Below are 19,552 nucleotides of genomic sequence, written 5' to 3'. Positions count from 1 at the left end.
TTTCCTATCTGTTTCTCTGTGTCCTCTGTGCCTCTGCGGTTTTTTTTTAAACGAACCACAGAGACGCAGAGAGCGCAGAGAGGGGAAATTAATCGGCCATAATGGTGACTCGTCCTTGTGAGCCGTAGCCAACTTCACTTATATAAAGGTTGGGATCGTGAAGTTCGGCGATGATGTTTTGTACTGACTGTTTAGCATCAAGTCTGGGGCTTAGGTCGATCGCACGAGTAAATACCTTTGGCCATTCCCATCTCAGAGTTTTGGTTAATCCAAATAAACCAGCGCCGATCGCACCGAAGTTAACTTTGTACTCCAAACCGAAGGCTCCATCAAGATGAGCAACTGTGCAGAAACAACTACGTCCATGCTTTGCGGCTTCGTTGAGGGAGGGTTTGAGGTGTTTCGCCATCAAAAATACGTGCTTGACGATCGCCTTTTCTGATTCGTTATAAGAAATACTCCCGGTATTATTTCCTACAAACATCGGATGCAGATGGATGAAGGCCCCAATCGTTCCGCAGTGAGATGCGATCGCTTGCAATTGTTGTTGAAGATGTTCTTCACTCAAGTTTGCTAAGGTGACGCGGGTTACTCCTGTGGGTAAGGGCGCTTGTTGGGCGATGAGCGATTGGGGGAAGCTGATAACTACTACTTTCCAGCCTTTCTCGATTAGGGATTCAGTTAATTTATAAGTGGTGAGGGAACCATCATCGGTGATTAAACCGATGTGTCCCTCTGGTAACGTGAAATCCAAATAATCGGGCTGTGGTAGACTTCTGAGTTTGACGAGATGGCGCTGGATATTATGCTCTAATTCCGGTGGCTGCTGTTGGACAAACTCAGGTTCAGACTTTTTTTTTTCACCTCCAGCCAACTGCTGTAGGTAATCGACTATTTGACCGATGGTGCGGAGATCGCCAAGTTCTTCAATATTCGGTTTGGGTAAGTTGGGGTACATTTCTTGCATCGCCCCTAAGATTTCCACCCGTTTAATCGAGTCAATCCCTAAGTCGGCTTCCATGTCCATTTCCAGTTCCAGCATTTCGACTGGATAGCCGGTTTTATCGCTGGTGATGGCTAACAGGGTTTCACCTAAGTTTGCAAATTCATCACTTGTAGCGGGAGCAGTTTCTGGTTCTGGAGTGAATGCAACAACTATGCTTGGTTCCGGCGCAGCGACTACCTCAACTACTGGTGCAGTTTCTACTGCAATCTCAGTTGCTTGTTGTACTTCGTGAACTGCAATTTCTACAGTAATACTTTTGGAAGCGTGGGATTGCAGATACTCTACAACTTGACCAATGGTGCGTTTTTCTGACAGTTCTTCTAAATTGGGCTTGGGTAGGTTTGGGTACATTTCTTGTAGCGCCCCCAAGATTTCCACCCGTTTGATAGAGTCAATTCCTAAATCAGCCTCCATGTCCATGTCCATTTCCAGCATTTCGACTGGGTAGCCGGTCTTGTCGCTGGTGATGGCTAACAGGTTTTTATCCAAGTCAACAATATCGATGGTTGCGCCAGATACAGGTGCAGCAGTTGTGGGTGCTGGTTCTGGGGTGAATGCAACAACTTCCTCGACTGGAGGTGAGCTAATTTTGACTACAACCTCGGCTTGGGGTTCTACTACTGGGACAGGTGGCGCGACTACAGGCTCTACTGTCTCTACAGTGGCAAAGTGGGGAGTAGGAAGTGGGGAGTAGGAAGTTTCAGCTACAGGCTCTACAGCAGCCGGGAGAGGTGTTTGGGTAACATTTAAGCCGTTTTTAGCTACAGGCTCAGTTACAGGCAAAGGCTGGCTTTCTACTATCTTGGTAGTAAGGGGTACGGGTGCATCAGTAACAGTTGTTTCTGTTGTGAACGGAGTGAAATTGCTTATCTCTGTTAGTTGGGTTGCTCCCTCACCTGAGATGATTTGAGAATATTCTTGCTGTATGAGTTGGAAAAAGCTCTTAGTATATTCCAACTGCTCTTGAAGATATTGCTCATGGATGCGTAGGGTTTCACCTTGTTGGGAGTGAAACTGCATCATGCTACGCTCTAAGCTTTCCATGACAACTAGCTTCATTTTGGCAGTTTCGGCTGTTGATTTACTTTCACTCAACAAGGAATTCTGCTGCTGCATCAGTTGGAAAAATGCTTTGGCGTATTCCATTTGATGGTTGAGATAAGTACCGTGAACTTGTAAATTCTCGGCTTGATTTTCCTGGAACTGTGTCAGGAGATATTCTAAACTTGCTAAAAGTTGTTCGTAATTTGTAAGTTTTTCTGGTGTTGGTTGCATCTTAGATTCCTGGACTGGTTGTGACAGGGTAACAGGATTCATCTGTTGCTCTGGCTGGGTGATGATACTAGCAGTCACACCGTTCATTGCTGGGGTAAGTTTTTTATGTCCGTTAGTCTCTATCACTGCTACAGGTGGAGTTACACCGGGGCTACTAAATAAAGGAGCTACAGTTTCAGAAGATTCAGGGGTGGGTAATGTAACTTTGTGCCCATCCTGCAAAGCTAGAGCGAAGGCATTTTTCGTTTTTTCGGATCTGTAGTTTATCCCGTTTAAACGGACATTTAATGTCTTCTTCGTCTCAATTGGCGGGATGGTTTGGGGAAGTTGGTAAGGATCGAGGTTATTCAAAGCCATACCTATCACCCGCAACTGCACAACTGCTTCTCGTAAGGAGCGATCGCTATTCTTTTGAGTGCTGGGGTTCAAAGATACGGTAATATGTGGGCGATCGCCAAGGATATCTTTGACTAAGTTGGTGAGAATTCTTCTCGGCCCAAATTCCACAAAGCAAGTACCACCCGCCGCATAGATATTTTCAATTTCCTGCTTAAACAGCACTGAATTGGAAAGGTGCGTTTCCAGAATCTTTTGAATACCTTGGGGTTCTTTGGGATACTGCTTACTGGTAACGTTGCTGTAAACAGGGATTTTGGGACTTTGGAATTTGACGGACTTAGTAGCGATCGCAAAGGATTTCTGAGCAAAGGCGATTAACGGTGTATGGAACGCTGCTGATACAGGTAACAATACAGCTGTATATCCTTTCTCGTGTAAAGCCTCTTTGATTCTCGCTATTTCTGCGGTAGGCCCAGCCAAGACAAATTGAGTCGGAGAATTTTGATTAGCGATCGCAACTTGCGGAAAATGTCTCAGCACTGCTTCCACTTTGCTGATATCTTCTTTGACAGCCAGCATACTTCCCGCATCATGATCTGGATCTTCGGGTGCAGCCATTGCTTGACCCCTAGCTTTCACTAAGAACAAGTAATCTTCAGTACTCAAAACCCCCGCAGCCCATAGCGCTGTCAGTTCACCAAAGCTATGTCCGGCAACAAAATCTGACTTAAATCCAGCTTGTTGCAGAATGCTGTACATCCCTGCACTCAACACCCCGATGGCTGGTTGAGCATATTCTGTGCGTTGCAAGGCAGCAATTTGGACATTCTTTTCTGCCTCTCCAAACACAGGATGAGGGAAAACGATTTCTGACAACGGCTGTAAATTATCTTTGAGCAACAGGCTATCCATATAACCATGCAGACGACGCATCAAAGGAAAATTCATCACCAGTTCGCGTCCCATCTCCAGGTATTGCGAACCTTGACCAGAAAATAGAGAGACAACTTTTCCGCCCAACTCCATACCAGAGGAACGATAATAAATCCCTTGGGGATGCTCCCAAGATGCTGCTGTTCCTTTGTGTTTCAGCCACTCAATGCTAGTTTGCAGCAACTTGCAAGTTTCTTCGAGATTCTCAGCTACAAATCCAAATCTGGCAGCAGAAAGGGGAATTTGTTGTGATTTGCACTCATTGACTAATTGTGCATAGTGTGTTGGTGCTTCAGGCGATCGCAACTTACCTAAAATCTCTTCAGATTTGCTCAACAATTGGTCTACTGTAGGAGCAAACAACAGCACTTCACTAGCATCACTATGTAAGCGGTAAGCCTGGTTTTGGTCGGCTTCATATTCTTCCAAAACAACGTGATAGTTGGTTCCACCAAAGCCAAAGGAACTCACACCTGCGCGTCTTGGTGCTTCCCCTTCTGGACGAATCCAAGGTCTAGTTTCGGTATTCAAATAAAAGGATGAATTTTTAATGTTGAGTTTGGGGTTCGGCTCAGTAATGTTAATTGTGGGCGGTAATACTTTGTGATGTAAAGCCAAAGCAGTTTTAATCAAACTCGCCGCACCCGCAGCCGCTTTTGTGTGTCCGATTTGCGATTTCACACTCCCCAAAGCGATGTGCTGCTTTTTGTCATCATGTACATCAAAGAAGTCTTTTAAAGAACCGAATTCTGTCGGATCTCCAGCCATTGTGCCAGTGCCATGTGCTTCCATCAAACCAACAGTAGCGGGAGAGAAGCCGGCATCTTCATAAGCGCGTTCTAAGGCTTTGACTTGACCTTCTTTGCGAGGAGCATAAATGCTCTTGTAACGCCCATCGCTGGAAGTACCAATACCTTTAATTACGGCATAGATTTTATCGTTGTCCCGTTCAGCATCTTCTAACCGTTTGAGGACAATCATCCCGATACCTTCACCCAGCATCATCCCATCAGATTTAGCATCGAATGGTTTGACATTTTCACTAGGAGAAACAGCCGGTGTTTTGCTGAACGAGATGTAAGCCATGATGGTGTTGTCGGTATCAACACCACCAGTCAGCATCATGTCAGAGCGATGCTCAACTAGCTCACTAATTGCCATTTTCAAAGCACCAAAGGAACTAGCGCAAGCCGCATCAACTACGCAATTCATCCCGCCAAAGTTTAGGCGATTGGCAATTCTACCCGCGACTACGTTAGCTAACATTCCGGGGAAAGCGTTCTCATCCCACTTCACATAAGCGCTTTTGATTTTATCAACGATTTTTTGGGTATCTTCGTCAGATAAACCACTGCTTTTGAGAGCTTTTTCCCAAATCGGATATTCCAATCTTGCAGAAAGTGGCATTCCTAATTGCTTGGCCATAGCCACGCCTAAGATTACCCCAACCATCTCGCGGTTAAACTCACGTTTTTCACCATAACCTGCATCTTCCATCGCTTCTTTCGCAACTAGTAAACTTAATAGTTGCGATACATCTGTGACTTCCAAAATGCTAGGTGGTATACCGAATTCCATCGGGTTAAAATCAACCTCTGGAAGAAACCCGCCTCTTTTACAGTAGGTTTTATCTTCCGTAGTTCTAGGATTTGGATCGTAATAATCTTCGACGCTCCAGTGAGTGGAAGGAACATCAGTAATACAGTCAATTTTGTTTACAATATTTTGCCAGTATTCCCGTAAATTTCTGGCTTGAGGCAATAGAGAAGCCATCCCAACAATGGCGATAGGATTGTGTTGTAATTGTCTGTTAATTTTGTTAATTGACACTGATTTATCTGATTTATCTGACTTCATGTTTTTTTCCTCTATAGACCTCATCACAGCCTTTTCACAATTATTGATAAGGCTCTCTAACTCCGCTAAGGCAGTATCAATTGAATAAGCAGACATAGGGCATAGTTAGTACTGTGGATTGTGTAGTTACAGTAATTTCTGTTGCCTACTAAATAATGAAAATCTCTCGTCTTGTAAGCAGCTAGCTATCCTATCTGTGCTAAATGCTTTTCTCCAAATTGACACCACACGATACATACTGCCCTCATAAAGCCTTAGATTTATAGGCGACTTTGGCATACTGCGTAGGCGTAGCCCGTCGTAGACATCGCGAAAAAATCTTATCCAACACTAGACTTTTGATATTGTGGCAATAGATCGATGACGTTGTTAAAACTGGTAAAATAGTCTTGGAGTGTAATAGCTGCTTGACCAGTGAATTCAATCCATTTGTAATAGTAGAGATTTTGAGCAATAGTATCCTACTGGAGCGAAGAAAACTGAGGAGTAGCTAAGGAAACAGAAACATTTTTTCACCCGAAACCGTTTGATTATCTAGCCTAAACACAGCAATATAGCTAGTGTTAATAACAACGTTCTGTATCTCAATCGATGTCATAGCTAATTTCAACGTCCGGGATAATATATTTTATGGTATTTGACCCAGTAAAGTTGACAAGTTCGTTACAGAAAAGACACCACCTTTAATCCGAGTTTATGCAAATTGAAAAAGTAATTAAACGATCTCTAGGTAATGACAACGCAGTTATCTTTAGTTATTTTTAATTTAAAAATATCAATTAAATAACTAGTTTGTCTAACCACTTTAAAGCATTGAATTAATAAAAACACTAGCATACTTTACAGAAACTAAATCATTCCTTTAAAGTTATTTTATAAATAACCATATACTCTTACTGATAGAAGTTTTGAATAAATTTAGCATAAAAGTATAATTCATGACTAAATAAATATATAAGGAATTTTGTTATCTACGGGTTCAACATAAATACTCTCTTGGTTAAGTTAACACTACAAATCTGTTGTCTAGTAAGTAACAATTCAATGAATACATAGACAAAGCCAATAACTATAAGTATTATTTTTCAGAGAGATATCATAATTGAGTCAAAATTGTTGGTTATTTTTTAATATAAGTCAACTTAAGAAGCAAAGTGGTTATTTATAAAGCAAATATTAATTTTAAGTATGTTGCTTGATAAACATAATATGGGTTAAATGAATCTTAAGTAAAAAATAAACCAAAGCAAAGCTCAGATTTTGTATCTCATCTACCAACTGACCCGCTCGCAATCAATTACAGAGCTAATAGCTTAAAGAAGTACAATTGATGAATTGCCCTTACGAGAAATCGCTAGAAGAATGTCTTATATTACACAACCTTGATAATAAGAATCTGTTAGTAATACCAAATCTGCTTAATAATGAACTATTTGTAGGTATTCAATTACTAGAGAAAAGATTAGTGTTCGGTACATTTCTTCAGCACCTAATCTTACTGTGATGAAATATTTTAGTGATAGAATCAGGACTTATGTAAATTAAATTAGTTGACAATAATCAAATTTTAGCCCATACTTGATAACAAGTTTATCCAGGTTTTCATCTCATTTTTTTAGCGCTTGGTTGTTCTTGAAAGTTAAATTTTCTGACTAGCGCTATTGTATTTTACGCTACTGGATTAGATATCAAATTAGGATATAACTTAGGAAGCTTTGAAGTAACACGCCATTAATTTTCACGCCACAATAGTAAGTTTGGGCGGTAAAAGCGTACAACAATTCATATAAAACCAATTTAGACCCATCCACTTGATTAAGGTAGAAAACCTAGAGAAAAAGCCCTCTGGGTAATTTGCGGATGAGTCCATTGTAATCGACTAAATATAACCAGGATATCCCTTAAAAAAGCAGAGTTGGAATGAAAATATGGCAGTAAATAAAGAAAGTCGATTATTCACAAAACCCGTAGGCCGATCGCAAGTAATTTTAGCAGCTTCTCTGACTTTAGCGGCTGGATTAATCGCTTTCTATAGTTTGACACCCTATTGGTCTAAACCCAAAGTTGTGACATCGCCAGCCAACCCTCCAAAAGCTGCCACACCTGCGAAAGTTGCTGTGACAGCCTTGGGACGTTTGGAGCCAGAAGGCGAAGTTACTTCTTTGACTGCTCCCGCTTCTAATAATGGGGTACGAGTAGACAGACTGTTGGTGAAAGAAGGAGATGCGGTTAAAGCAGGGCAATTATTGGCCTATCTCGAAAACTATGGTCGTTCTAGAACTGCATTGCAACAGGCTTTAGACAAACTCCAAGTTGCCAAAGCTAAATTAGCGCAGGTGAAATCTGGAGCTAAAACTGGAGATGTTGATGCTCAGAAGGCTGCGATCGCACGTTTAGAGCCACAATATAAAGGGGACGTTGCTACCCAAGAGGCGACAATTGCCCGCATCCAGGCAGAAGTAGACAACGCTCAAGCCGAGAATAATCGCTATCAGCAATTATATAAACAAGGTGCGATCGCTGCTTCTGTAGCAGATACCAAAGCTTTGCAACTAAAAACTACACAACAGCAACTAACAGAAGCCCAAGCCACTCTCAAGCGAACTCAAGACACATTCCAAGAACAACGCAAGCAAGCACAAGCGCAACTCACTAGTATTAGCGAAGTGCGTAGTGTAGATGTTCAAGTCGCACAAACCGAAGTCAATAGTGCCACAACTGCTGTTCAACAAGCAAAAGCCGACTTGGATTTAAGTTATATAAAATCTCCCATAAATGGCAAAATTTTGAAAATTCACGCCAAAACCGGAGAAGTAATTAGCACCAGTAGAGGATTTGCTGAAATAGGTAAGACATCTCAAATGTATGTGATTGCAGAGGTGTATCAAACCGATGTTCAAAAAGTGCGTGTAGGACAAAAAGCCACCATTACCAGCACAGCATTTACTGGAACAATAAAAGGAACTGTAAAAGAAATTGGTTGGCAAGTTGACAAACAAAGCATCTTTAGCCTCAACCCTGGTTCAGATACAGACCGCAGAATAGTGGAAGTGAAAATCTCCATCGATAATCCCGCAGATAGTGAAAAGGTCGCTCGTTTAACTAACTTACAAGTCGATGTCGCCATTCATATTTAGTCATAAGTCATTCACAAATGACAAATACTTCTCTACGAGAGGCTACGCCAACGGCTTCGCGGTAGTTAAGCGTTGTCGAAACTCAGTACAAGTGACAAATGACAAATAATAAATAAATCCATGATTTTCAAAATTCCTTTAGCATGGCTACAGCTAGCCCAGCAAAAAGTTCGTTTATTAGTAGCTGTAGCCGGGATTGGTTTTATTGTGCTGCTAATGTTTGTGCAACTTGGTTTTCAAGATGCCCTCTATTCCAGTGCAACCGCAGTCCATCAGAATCTCAAAGGAGATTTATTTTTAGTTAGTTCGCAATATAAATCTTTGACCTCAAATCAAAGTTTTTCGCGGACTCGTTTATATCAATCTTTGGGGTTTGATGGCGTAGAGTCAGTTAGCCCCATGTATTTGCAATTTGCCAAACTAAAAAATCCGGCAACTGGTGAGAAATATTCAATATACGTTATTGGTTTCGATCCGGGTAGACCTGTGATAAATCTCCCAGAAGTTGAGAAAAATTTAGATAAACTCAAAACTCCCGATGTCATGCTTTTTGACCGGGGTTCTCGACCAGAGTTTGGCCCAATAGCTGAAAAATTTAATGCAGGAGAGACTGCACAGACAATTGAAATATTTCCCTTCAATTCATTAATTGGTTATCGAGTGAGAATTGGTGGCTTATTCACATTAGGCCCTTCCTTTGGTGTAGACGGAAATTTACTTGTTAGTGACTCCACTTTCTTAAGGATAAATCCCAATACTCGTCCGGCAGATATGATCGATATTGGTTTGATTTCCCTCAAACCTGGTACTAATGCAGAAACAGTACTGAAAAATTTGCAAGCAAGTTTGCCTAATGATGTCCAAGTTTTTACCCGCCAAGGCTTCATTGATTTTGAAAAAAAATATTGGGCTGTCAGAACACCCATTGGTTTTATTCTTAACTTGATGTTGACAATGGCTGCGGTGGTCGGTGTAGTTATTGTTTATCAAATTCTTTATAGCAATATTGCTACACAGTTCGTTGCTTACGCCACTTTAAAAGCCATCGGTTATGCCAATAGCTATTTATTAAATGTGGTATTTCAGCAAGCTTTGATTTTGGCAATTTTAGGTTATATCCCAGGATTTCTTACTTCTGTCTTGTTATATAGTTTTGCAGCAGAAGCAACTAAACTACCAATAGTTATGACCACTAATAATGCAGCGATCGTCTTAACTTCAACAGTCTTAATGTGTATAACATCAGGAGCGCTTGCTATCAATAAACTTCGCTCCGCAGATCCGGGAGATATTTTCTAGCTGATGCCTAGCAGCAAAATTACTCAATTATTTTGCCGCGAGATAGACTGATGGCTAAGTATTAGTGCAGCCTCTCCACAGAAATTTTCTTCTTATACAATTTTAGATTTTAGATTAAAAGTATTTACCAATCTTGAAATTTGGTATTACTTAAAGTCTTTTATCTAATAACTCAATTTCACCTATTTAACAATAATTACGATTTTATGAACCTCAAAGACAAAACTCTCCTAATTACTGGGATTAATGAATTTGTCGGTTTGCGTACAGCCGAGCTAGCCATAGCGCAAGGGATGAAGGTTCGTGGACTACAAAGTTCTACAGAGCAGAACAAACAATTACAGAATTTAGGTGTAGAGGTAATTATTGGTAGTATTACCGATTCTACTATTGCTCAAAAGGCTTGTCAGGGAGTAGATGTCGTTTTACATACAGAGCAAATTGCCGAAGAAGCTGGTGCAATTAAGCATTTTCGTGATGTGAATGTTGGTGGTAGCCTCAACATAGCTAAAGCTGCTAAACAAGCTGGTGTCAAAACATTTGTGCATCTATCCAGTGTAATGGTTTATGGTTTCAATTATCCTGATGGTGTTACAGAATCCGGGCCACTTTCTGGCGAAAATAATCCCTACTGTCAAACGAAAATAGAAGCCGAAACAGCAGTTTTAGAACTGAATAATCCTCCAGATTTTGGCATCATTATTATTCGAGCCGGAGATGTTTACGGGCCAGGAAGTATTCCCTGGATAGTCAGACCAATTCTGATGATGCGTCAAAAATTATTTGCTTGTGCTAATGATGCTAAAGGAGTGATTAATCACGTATACATAGATAACCTGATTGATGGCATCTTTCTCGCGATAGAAAAACAAATCTACGGTGAAATATTTAATATCACCGATGGACAAGAAACTTCGTGGAAAGAGTATTTTATGCGTTTAGCAGCAATGGAAGATTTACAAGCACCCCTTTCATTATCGAAAGATGAAATCAAGTTGTTTCTAAAGCTACGCGTTCAAGGACAAAAACTTTTTCGGAAAAAAGTTGATATCTTACCAGAGTCCATAGATTTTATGACTCGTCCTTACGCTTGTTCCATTGCCAAAGCCCAAAATCTGTTAAATTACAAACCAGCAGTTGACCTAGAGTTAGGTATGCAGCAAACACATGAATGGCTGCAAAAAACAGATATTCAAAGCTTAATGAAATAGTCTTTTGGGAGTAGGGAGTTATAAAAATTAGAATAGTTGCTTGGATTGAGCGACATTGAAATATAAAAAAACCTTGCTAATGTTGGGTTTCGTTCCTCAAGCCAACCTACTAAATTCTGAATTCTTACGTTGCATCTACCTAACTACGATTAAGCGTAAACTAATCCACAGATTTTCCGAATACTTGTTTTCTATGAGTAGCAATCAGCCAAGATTGAGCATCGGATTACCTGTATACAATGGTGAAAAATTTCTCAAAGAAGCCATAGATTCACTCTTGGCTCAGACCTTTGAAGATTTTGAGCTAATTATTTCAGATAATGCATCTACAGATAAAACTGAAGAAATTTGTAGAGCTTATGTCGAGCAAGACCAACGTATTCGTTACTACCGGAATGACAAGAATATCGGTTGTGCTGGTAACTTTAATCGTGTCTTGCAACTGTCATCGGGTGAGTATTTTAAATGGGCAGCCTGTGACGATCTACATTCTCCAGATTTTATCAAGAAGTGTGTTGAGGTGCTTGACCAAGATCCTACTATAATCTTGTGTCACTCCCAGGCATATTTCATTGATGAACAGGGGAATTTTATCCAAAATTACGATATCAAAGTCAAGGCAGATGCACTAAAACCACATGAGCGCTTTCACGAATTACTGACTAAGCATTTATGCAACCAATGTTACGGGGTAATTCGCGCTAGTGCTTTGAAAAAGATACCACCTATGGGTGGTTATGGTAATGCAGATGGAATTCTTTTGTTAAGACTTGGTATCCTTGGTAGGTTTTATGAAATCCCTGAATACCTGTTTTTCTTCAGAAGTCATCCGCAACAATCAATGAGTATGTTTTTTCCCAATTATTTGTTGTTAACAAATACAAATCAAAAATCATTCTTGAGTATGCTGCCTGATTTTTATGGGTATACAGTGTGGTTTGATTCAGCAAAGAAAGGACAAATTTTATTCCCACATTGGAGAATAATCTGGGAGTATATACTCTCTATATGGCGTAGTCCCCTGAGTTTGAATGAGCGGCTATGTTGTCATAGAAGTCTACAACAGCAGTTAAAAGGGACAGAATATCTTTTGCTGAAAGATTTGCTAAGTGTGCTGCAAGTACTTTGGAAAGGTTGGAAAACAGCATTCGTTAAAGAAGAGCAAGTCATTCTTTGAAAGAACCAGTTTACAAATAAAAGCTGGCGAATGCAGCTTTATATCAACTCCAAAATCACCTATTCTGACTATAAAATTATGCTGAAACTATCTCAACTATCTCATGTTTTGCTTGCTACTTTAGTGAGCATCAGCTTTGCTAAAACAGTGAACGCAGAGCCAACTGCAACACTTAATGTTGTAGTAAATGGAATACATCACAAAAAAGGTGAGATTTGCTTCCGAGTTTATGCAAATGAAAAAGGATTTCCAATGAGTAGTGCTAGTGAAGCTCAAAGTGGCTGCGCTAAGATTAATGGCACTTCTGTAAAAAAAGAATTCTCCGGTTTGAAACCTGGAACTTATGCTGTCGCTGTGGTTGACGATCAAAATGGCGATCGCAAACTCAATAAAGACTTTTTCGGTATTCCCAAAGAAGGTTTTGGGATTTCCAAAAATCCAACTGTGTCCATACAAACAGGTACACCAAAGTTTCGTGATGCCAGTTTTGCTGTAAACAAAAATACGACAGTCAACATCATCATGAAATATTCGCTTGATTCGTAAAGGGAATAGGGAGTGAGGAGTAGGGAATAGGGGGAAAATTCCTCTCTTCTGCACCCTTCCCCACTTCTCCTGTCGGAGAGGCTGCGCCAACGACTACCCGGAAATCGAGCGAAGTCGAGATTCAGTGACCACCTGCCCCTCTGCCTCCTCCCTATGCCCAATCCCTTATTCTGTCGGAGACTAAAAATTTAATGGAAGATTTGGCAATATTTCTGTCTAAGTCTTTGATGGGTTGGCTGGTTATTCAGGTGTGTTTTACGCTTGTCTTTATATGGTATCTGCGCTCGTCTAAAAAAAACTTATTACCAGACGATCGGTTACCCAAAACAGCAGTAATTCTTTGCTTACGCGGAGCCGATCCGTTTTTGCCTAGATGTTTGCGATCGCTCCTAAATCAAAACTATCCACAGTATGATTTAAAATTAATCGTTGATAGTCACGAAGATCCTGCTTGGAAAATCGCTAGTGAAACCATCACTGAGCAAGAAGCAACCAACGTTCAAATCAGCCCTTTGAGAATAGTACGCAACAGTTGTAGTCTCAAATGCAGTTCTTTAATCCAAGCTATCCGTGAGTTGGACGACTCCTACAAGGTGGTTGCTTTAGTTGATGCTGATACTATAGTTCATTTAAATTGGCTGCGAGAATTAGTCAGTCCTCTAGGCGATGCGAAAGTCGGCGCAACAACCGGCAATCGGTGGTACGTACCAACAGGCAGGTATTGGGGTTCTTTAGTGCGGTACGTCGGCAATGTGTCTACAGTAGTGCAAATGTTTATCTTCCAGATTCCTTGGGGTGGAACTTTGGCTGTGAAAACAGAAGTGCTTCGCCAAACAGAACTCCTAGATAAATGGGGACAAGCTTTAGGCGAAGATTTTATGATGCATGACATCCTGAAAAAACATGGTTTTCAGGTAAAGTTTGTGCCTTCGCTGCTAATAGTCAATCGTGAAGAGACTGATTTATTCAACTTAGTAGACTATCTCAAGCGCCTTATCCTTTTTTCTCGACTCTATCATCCCCGTTGGTTGGCTCTTGTGAGTGAAGCTGTTTCTAGCATTTTGTTTCCGACTCTACTAAGTGTGTTAGTTCTAGAGTCGCTGTTAGAAGCAAAATGGGAAGCTGCGGCTCTGTTGTTAGTCTGCTATGGAGTTTACACTGTCGGATTACTCTTGATAATGCTGGTGTTGGAATTAGAAATACAGCGAGTGGTTCGCTCTAATGACCAGGCGATCGCCAAATTATCAGCTCCTACAATCATTAAAATGTTAATTGGGATTCCGTTGACACAGTGGGTTTATGGGTTAGCGATGCTATCATCCTTGTGGACTTCAACAGTTACCTGGCGCGGTGTCAGCTATCGGGTTCAAGGGCCTTGGAATGTCCGCTTAGTGGAATATCGCCCTTATCAATGGTTGGATCAACCGATTAATAGCAAGGTTTCTCTTTGAATTAAATTGCTAAATATCAACTAGGGCATGAAAGTTATTACACTAAACATTCCCTAGTCTTCAAATTATATTATCTTATATTTAGTAGAACTATATTAGCTATAACCTTTGTAAAAATATACGTTTTTCCTTGTTGATTATCAAAACGTATTTACATTTTTTACAAGGGTTTAGACAAATATATTAAGGGGAATTTTGACTTAGCCTTTTGGATGTTTTGATAGTTTCTAACCCAGGTTTATATACGTGTTTGCAATTGAGTCTACTTAATCTCCAACCTTTTCCCTACCTTTCTCTAACTCTCTCTTAAGAAGCTACGGTGTACACACATCTTGGTAATGAAGCCCAAACCCTGAATTTACCCCCCTTAATCCCCCCTTATAAAGGGGGGAGACCGGAAATTTATCTAGTTCCCTCCCCTTTATAAGGGGAGGGTTAGGGTGGGGTAAAACCCTGCTTAATCACCTTTTCAAACTTGTGTGTATACCGTAGCCTAAGAAGATAGGAAAGCGGAAAACCTTTGTTGCTGTCAGGGGAGTGCCTCAAAGCATCTCTTCTAAAAGGAGAGAGTTCGGACTCTATTGCACACAAACTAGAAGCACTATAAACATCCACTTCAAAATCGAAAATTTCAACTATTTGACAATGCGTAAATCCTTAGTCTAACTGTATTAGTGGGAATTTCTGAGCCAAATAATCAGGATGTTCATGAAACATAAGCTGCGTAAATCCTAAGTTAAAAACCAGCAATTTTGTGAAATATTCCCCTTTATTATGACTAAGCAAAAACTTCGCATTGCACTGTTTACAGGGTTGTACGCTCCTTTCTTAACTGGTGTTTCTGTGGCAGTTCACCAACGAGTTCGTTGGTTGCTAGAGCAGGGACATGAGGTTTTTCTAATCCATCCGCAAATCAACGATCGCTACCCCAAAAATGTTGGCGATCGCCCTATGGTAGGTTTAGAGCAAATTCAGTCTTTCCCCAACTTCTCTGCTTACGCATTCCCCACAGAACCGCTGCTATTCTATAAGTCTCTTCCTCAACCATTGAACTATCGGCATTGGAGTGATACCAAGTTGCTGGAGAAATTCAAGCCCGATATTATCGTGGTTGAAGAAGCAGCACAAATGAGAGGTTTGTACTCATTTTTCTTGCAAGGTTATGGTCGCCCTATCGGCACTCAATACGCAAAACGAACAGGCACGCCAATAATATCACTCTTCCATACAGATATCGTTGCGTATATCAAATATTACTTTGGAGACCGATTCTTCAATTTGGTTCGTCCGATCATTCCCGTTTTAGTCAAGCAGTTTAGTGAGTCTTATGACTTCAATTACTTCTCTTCTAAAGAACAACTGACTAAATACGAAGAATTGAAATGCCAACGCGCTGAATACGTTGCTTATCAAGGCATCGATTGCGAAAAATTTCATCCGCGAAATATTTGTTACAACCCAATTCCCAACGATAACCGACCAACTATTTTGTTTGTCGGACGCATCACCCCCGAAAAGAATGTCAGCCAACTGCTTGATATATTTCCAGTCATAGCTGCCAAAATTCCTGATGTCCATCTGGTAATTGTTGGTAGTGGCCCGCTAGATGAAGAGATCCGCGAACGTGCTAAAAAGTTTGGATTGGGTGTTACTGTATGGGGTGAGTCTCACGGTACAGAACTTCTAGGTTGGTTTGCCAGAGCGGATGTTTTTGTGAACCCCTCCGTCACCGAGAACTTCTGCACGACAAATAACGAAGCATTAGCGTCTGGAACTCCTCTGGTTGCTGTTGTTGCACCGTCAACTTCGGAGCAGGTATTTCCTGGCCGTAACGGCTTTCTTGCCCAACCTAACAACCCTACAGACTTCGCTCAAAAGGTAATTACGATTCTAGAAAATCCTGACTTGAAAGCAGATATGACTCGGCATGCTCGCCCCTCTATACTTGACTTTGATTGGTCAGCATGTATGGAAAAATTTGAAGACAAACTCTACCAAATCATTGAAGGAGCGCAGAAGGTTGAGGTAGGTACAACCAGTATAAGACGATAACAATTAGCGATCGCTAGTATTTACATTATTAGCGATCGCTAATTAGTGCTATTTAAACGCAACCTAGTGCAATGCCATTGTTCCGGCTGACAATGCCATTGCATCGACTTCCAAAAAAAATTAATCCACTCTATTAAGTTGTGCGATAAAACTTACAATTTGGTCAAGCTAGTTTTAGCACCATACCACCCATGCAAGATCGGCATAGTAAACAATCCCCACGCCAAACCTGTAATTAACCCAAAAGGTGTAACCAGATAGTTATTAAAATTCCACAAACCAAAAACTTGTGCTGCTAATTCCAAAGGATAAGCCATCATCAGCACACTTGCTAAAGCCACACCACTCCAGCCATACTGATTTAACCAGTAAAATCCTTTACCACCAGTTACGCCATACAGCAGACGAGTAATTAGCAAACCCGTGACAGTGCCGTAGCAGCGCATACACACAGCCATAATAAACGGTGGTGCTAAATCCAACCCCATATCTGGTTGCGGACACACATGATTACCCATGAAATAAATGATGTCCGCAATTCCAGGAAGCAAAGACACTCCAGACGCAGCCAAAAAGGGAGCGATAGGCGGGCCAAAAACCATCCCTACCAACAAGAAATCAGCGATAAAACTGACCCAATTAATCTGCAACTCTTCACTGAAAGCTACTCTTGTCATTTCCCTTTGTCTGCGTCTTTGCGTCTACGTTTTCTTAACCTACCTTATTTACATACGGACTTGTCAACTTATCCAACTGCTGAATCAACAGACTGAGGAATAAGCCCACATCTGTCACTACACCCACTGATTCTACAGAACCGCGATCGCTTAACTTAGTCACTACAGCTGGATTAATATCGACACATACCATTTTCACACCTGCCGGGGTCATATTCCCCACGCCAATGGAGTGCAGCATCGATGACAGCATTAAAATCATCTCTGCACCTTCTAAGTGTTTGGCATATTGCTCCTGTGCTTGAATCAAATCCATTACGGTATCAGGCAAAGGCCCGTCATCCCGAATCGAACCCGCAAGCACAAAAGGCACATTATTGCGGACACATTCATACATGACACCACTTTTAATTGCTCCCGCCTCCACAGCTTTGGGAATGCTGCCATAACGGCGGATACTATTAATTACCTTCAGGTGATGGCGGTGTCCACCACGGACGGCGACACCCCGCTTCATGTCCACACCCAAGGAAGTGCCCATGATATTTTGCTCGATGTCGTGAACTGCGATCGCATTCCCACCCAGCAACGCCTGTACATATCCTTCCCGAACCAGTTGCGCCAAGTGTTCGCCGCCACCAGTGTGAATCACCACTGGGCCTGCCGTGACAACTACTTTACCACCAGCATCACGGATTTTACGCAATTCCCAAGCCACTTGTTCAACGACCAATTCCACACGCCGTTCGCTGGAAACTCCCGCCGACATAAAGCTGAATTCTTGAGTGCTGCGGACTTCCCGCGATTCAGTTTTGCGGATGGTGCGGATACCTAACACATCTACAATTACTTGTTCGCCAACTTCTAAATCGCGCAGTATTTTACACCGAGCAACTAAACCTGTGGGAGTTTGAGTAATGGCGATCGCGCCATCCATCCGTTGATTTTCTACCTTCACCCACTGACCATTAATTCGTACTTCAGTGGGATAAATGGTACTGACGTAGAAATCATCAGGCGCAACACCATCTTGGATTACCGGCTCCAGCTTGGCATCTCGCTCATCATGGGGTAAATCTACTGCACCCAAATCAATCAACATTGAGATGATTTCTTCCATCACCTCATGAGATGGTGCTGATACCTTCACCTCTGCGGCTGAAGTACTTTGTCGCTGTTCTCCCAAGTTGAAATTTAAGACTTGGAAACTTCCCCCGGCATCTATGATCAAATCCAAAGCGCGGTTAATTAAGCCAGCATCTAGCAAATGTCCTTCCATGCGAATGACGCGGCTTTCTACCGAGACATTGGCATGAATTTCATCTCTAACTGGTTCTGTCACTCGCAGAGTTAAGCATTTAGCCGCGCCACCAGCTTTGAGAAATTCCGTCAAAGGTGTTTCCAGCACTTGGAAACCTACATCTGCAAGGCGGGTTTTTAAAGCATCACTCGCCTTGTTCATAATGACGATGTTATCAACATTCACCGTATTACAAGCGAAGTTAAGTGCATCGGCTTCTTCAATTGCGATCCGCTTTTCTGGTGCGACTCGCATTTCAATTAAGCGGTTGGAGTAAGAATCAAAAGCACCGGGATAGTAAAGCAAATAGCCATTTGTTAAAGGACAAAAGCAGGTATCCAGGTGATAGAAACGTTCGTCTATTAATCGTAGGGATAGCACCTCAATATCCAGCCATTTAGCTAGATAAGGGTGAGAATCTAATTCCGAACGGAAACCGTATCCCGCCCATAACCAGCGTCCTTCCCGATCTAGTAGTGCGTCTCCTGCTCCCTCAAAGGGCAAATCTTTGGGAAGTTCATTGACTGTATAACCATTTGCCTCAAACCATTGTTTGAAGAAAGGCTCCTCTCCCTGACGTTCTTTGTGCAAAAAGCGACTGAGGACGACATTATTGCCCAGAACTAAGCCAGCATTGGCGGTAAAAACCAAATCAGGCCAGCCTTTTTCAGGTGGTACTAAATCTACAATGGCGTGTTGTTTAAGGATTTGATGTAGTCCCTGCCACTGTTCCACGGCGCGATCGCGCGATGACTTGTGAATATTCCCTTCCATCCAAGGATTAATCACATAGTCCACGTCGTAGTGGTCAGGAGGGCACATTAAAAAGCGAATCCGGGAAGTCATAAAAATCTTACAAGCGTTTTATATGCTACAAGCTTACTTTGAATACAGATTTTTGTTTTTTTAGAGGTAAAATCTGCTACTAAAGCTTCTATCTTTTGATAACGAAGACTTTACCAAGCCTTCGTTATCAATTCTATTACTGGAACATGGTAATAATACCAATTCAAAATTCAAAATTAAGAAAGCCTGATTTAATCTGGTTTCCAAGAAAGTGGGGCAGGTGAAAACACCGTTAAAAGCAGTCAATAGTAAATATTGCTAGCGATCGCTAAATACGCTTGCATTAAAGCTTAACTTTTTATCAAAGTCAATTTTTTTAACGCAGACGCAAAACTCCCGTAGGCTAACGCAAAGAATGCATACTCCTACGCAGAAGCAAGCTACGCATTAGCTCTCATAGAGAAATACGCAAAGGAACAAAAGGAAGAAATACTTAACTGAACTCA

Annotated in this window: 10 protein-coding genes and 1 pseudogene; 7 read left to right on the top strand and 4 right to left on the bottom strand. The window is 41.4% G+C overall.

What is annotated here, in order from left to right:
* Positions 1 to 88: 88 nt before the first annotated feature.
* Positions 89 to 5,506 (bottom strand): beta-ketoacyl synthase N-terminal-like domain-containing protein, encoded by a 5,418-nt coding sequence (locus tag V7K53_RS08815; protein ID WP_335197162.1) that lies wholly within the window; start codon positions 5,504 to 5,506, stop codon positions 89 to 91.
* A 224-nt stretch (positions 5,507 to 5,730) separates the two neighbouring features.
* Positions 5,731 to 6,008: pseudogene (locus V7K53_RS08810) on the bottom strand (hypothetical protein).
* A gap of 1,330 nt (positions 6,009 to 7,338) precedes the next feature.
* Between V7K53_RS08810 and V7K53_RS08805 the strand changes: the two are divergent.
* From V7K53_RS08805 to V7K53_RS08775, 7 genes are all read left to right on the top strand, one after another.
* Complete coding sequence (locus V7K53_RS08805; protein ID WP_335197161.1) at positions 7,339 to 8,547, top strand: ABC exporter membrane fusion protein; 1,209 nt, start codon at positions 7,339 to 7,341, stop codon at positions 8,545 to 8,547.
* 120 nt (positions 8,548 to 8,667) lie between these two features.
* Positions 8,668 to 9,846: an ABC transporter permease DevC gene (gene devC, locus V7K53_RS08800; protein ID WP_335197160.1), complete on the top strand. Its 1,179-nt coding sequence runs from the start codon at positions 8,668 to 8,670 to the stop codon at positions 9,844 to 9,846.
* 206 nt (positions 9,847 to 10,052) lie between these two features.
* Positions 10,053 to 11,057, top strand: coding sequence for an NAD-dependent epimerase/dehydratase family protein (locus V7K53_RS08795; protein WP_335197159.1), 1,005 nt, complete (start codon positions 10,053 to 10,055; stop codon positions 11,055 to 11,057).
* A 193-nt stretch (positions 11,058 to 11,250) separates the two neighbouring features.
* A complete protein-coding gene (locus tag V7K53_RS08790) occupies positions 11,251 to 12,234 on the top strand; it encodes a glycosyltransferase family 2 protein (RefSeq protein ID WP_335197158.1) in 984 nt (327 codons plus the stop codon).
* A 78-nt stretch (positions 12,235 to 12,312) separates the two neighbouring features.
* A complete protein-coding gene (locus tag V7K53_RS08785) occupies positions 12,313 to 12,780 on the top strand; it encodes a DUF2141 domain-containing protein (RefSeq protein ID WP_335197157.1) in 468 nt (155 codons plus the stop codon).
* Between the two features lie 191 nt (positions 12,781 to 12,971).
* Positions 12,972 to 14,231, top strand: coding sequence for a glycosyltransferase (locus V7K53_RS08780; protein WP_335197156.1), 1,260 nt, complete (start codon positions 12,972 to 12,974; stop codon positions 14,229 to 14,231).
* A gap of 774 nt (positions 14,232 to 15,005) precedes the next feature.
* Entirely contained in the window at positions 15,006 to 16,283 is a 1,278-nt protein-coding gene (locus tag V7K53_RS08775; RefSeq protein WP_335197155.1) for a glycosyltransferase, read from the top strand.
* Positions 16,284 to 16,435: 152 nt separating this feature from the next.
* Here the strand turns inward: V7K53_RS08775 and V7K53_RS08770 are convergent, their stop codons facing one another.
* Entirely contained in the window at positions 16,436 to 16,960 is a 525-nt protein-coding gene (locus V7K53_RS08770) for a DUF2085 domain-containing protein (protein WP_335197154.1), read from the bottom strand.
* Positions 16,961 to 16,994: 34 nt separating this feature from the next.
* Positions 16,995 to 19,106, bottom strand: a complete 2,112-nt coding sequence (gene argZ, locus V7K53_RS08765; RefSeq protein WP_335197153.1) for a bifunctional arginine dihydrolase/ornithine cyclodeaminase — start codon at positions 19,104 to 19,106, stop codon at positions 16,995 to 16,997.
* Between the last annotated feature and the right edge of the window lie 446 nt (positions 19,107 to 19,552).

Source organism: Nostoc sp. (assembly GCF_036917355.1).
GTDB lineage: Bacteria > Cyanobacteriota > Cyanobacteriia > Cyanobacteriales > Nostocaceae > Nostoc.
This window is presented reverse-complemented; position numbering and strand designations above follow the sequence as displayed.

Excerpts from the sequence above, each read along its gene's own strand:
- V7K53_RS08795 (WP_335197159.1), top strand. The coding sequence starts at position 10,053 with ATGAACCTCAAAGACAAAACTCTCCTAATTACTGGGATTAATGAATTT.
- V7K53_RS08815 (WP_335197162.1), bottom strand. The coding sequence starts at position 5,506 with ATGTCTGCTTATTCAATTGATACTGCCTTAGCGGAGTTAGAGAGCCTT.
- V7K53_RS08790 (WP_335197158.1), top strand. The coding sequence starts at position 11,251 with ATGAGTAGCAATCAGCCAAGATTGAGCATCGGATTACCTGTATACAAT.
- argZ (WP_335197153.1), bottom strand. The coding sequence starts at position 19,106 with ATGACTTCCCGGATTCGCTTTTTAATGTGCCCTCCTGACCACTACGAC.
- V7K53_RS08805 (WP_335197161.1), top strand. The coding sequence starts at position 7,339 with ATGGCAGTAAATAAAGAAAGTCGATTATTCACAAAACCCGTAGGCCGA.
- V7K53_RS08770 (WP_335197154.1), bottom strand. The coding sequence starts at position 16,960 with ATGACAAGAGTAGCTTTCAGTGAAGAGTTGCAGATTAATTGGGTCAGT.
- V7K53_RS08785 (WP_335197157.1), top strand. The coding sequence starts at position 12,313 with ATGCTGAAACTATCTCAACTATCTCATGTTTTGCTTGCTACTTTAGTG.
- devC (WP_335197160.1), top strand. The coding sequence starts at position 8,668 with ATGATTTTCAAAATTCCTTTAGCATGGCTACAGCTAGCCCAGCAAAAA.
- V7K53_RS08775 (WP_335197155.1), top strand. The coding sequence starts at position 15,006 with ATGACTAAGCAAAAACTTCGCATTGCACTGTTTACAGGGTTGTACGCT.
- V7K53_RS08780 (WP_335197156.1), top strand. The coding sequence starts at position 12,972 with ATGGAAGATTTGGCAATATTTCTGTCTAAGTCTTTGATGGGTTGGCTG.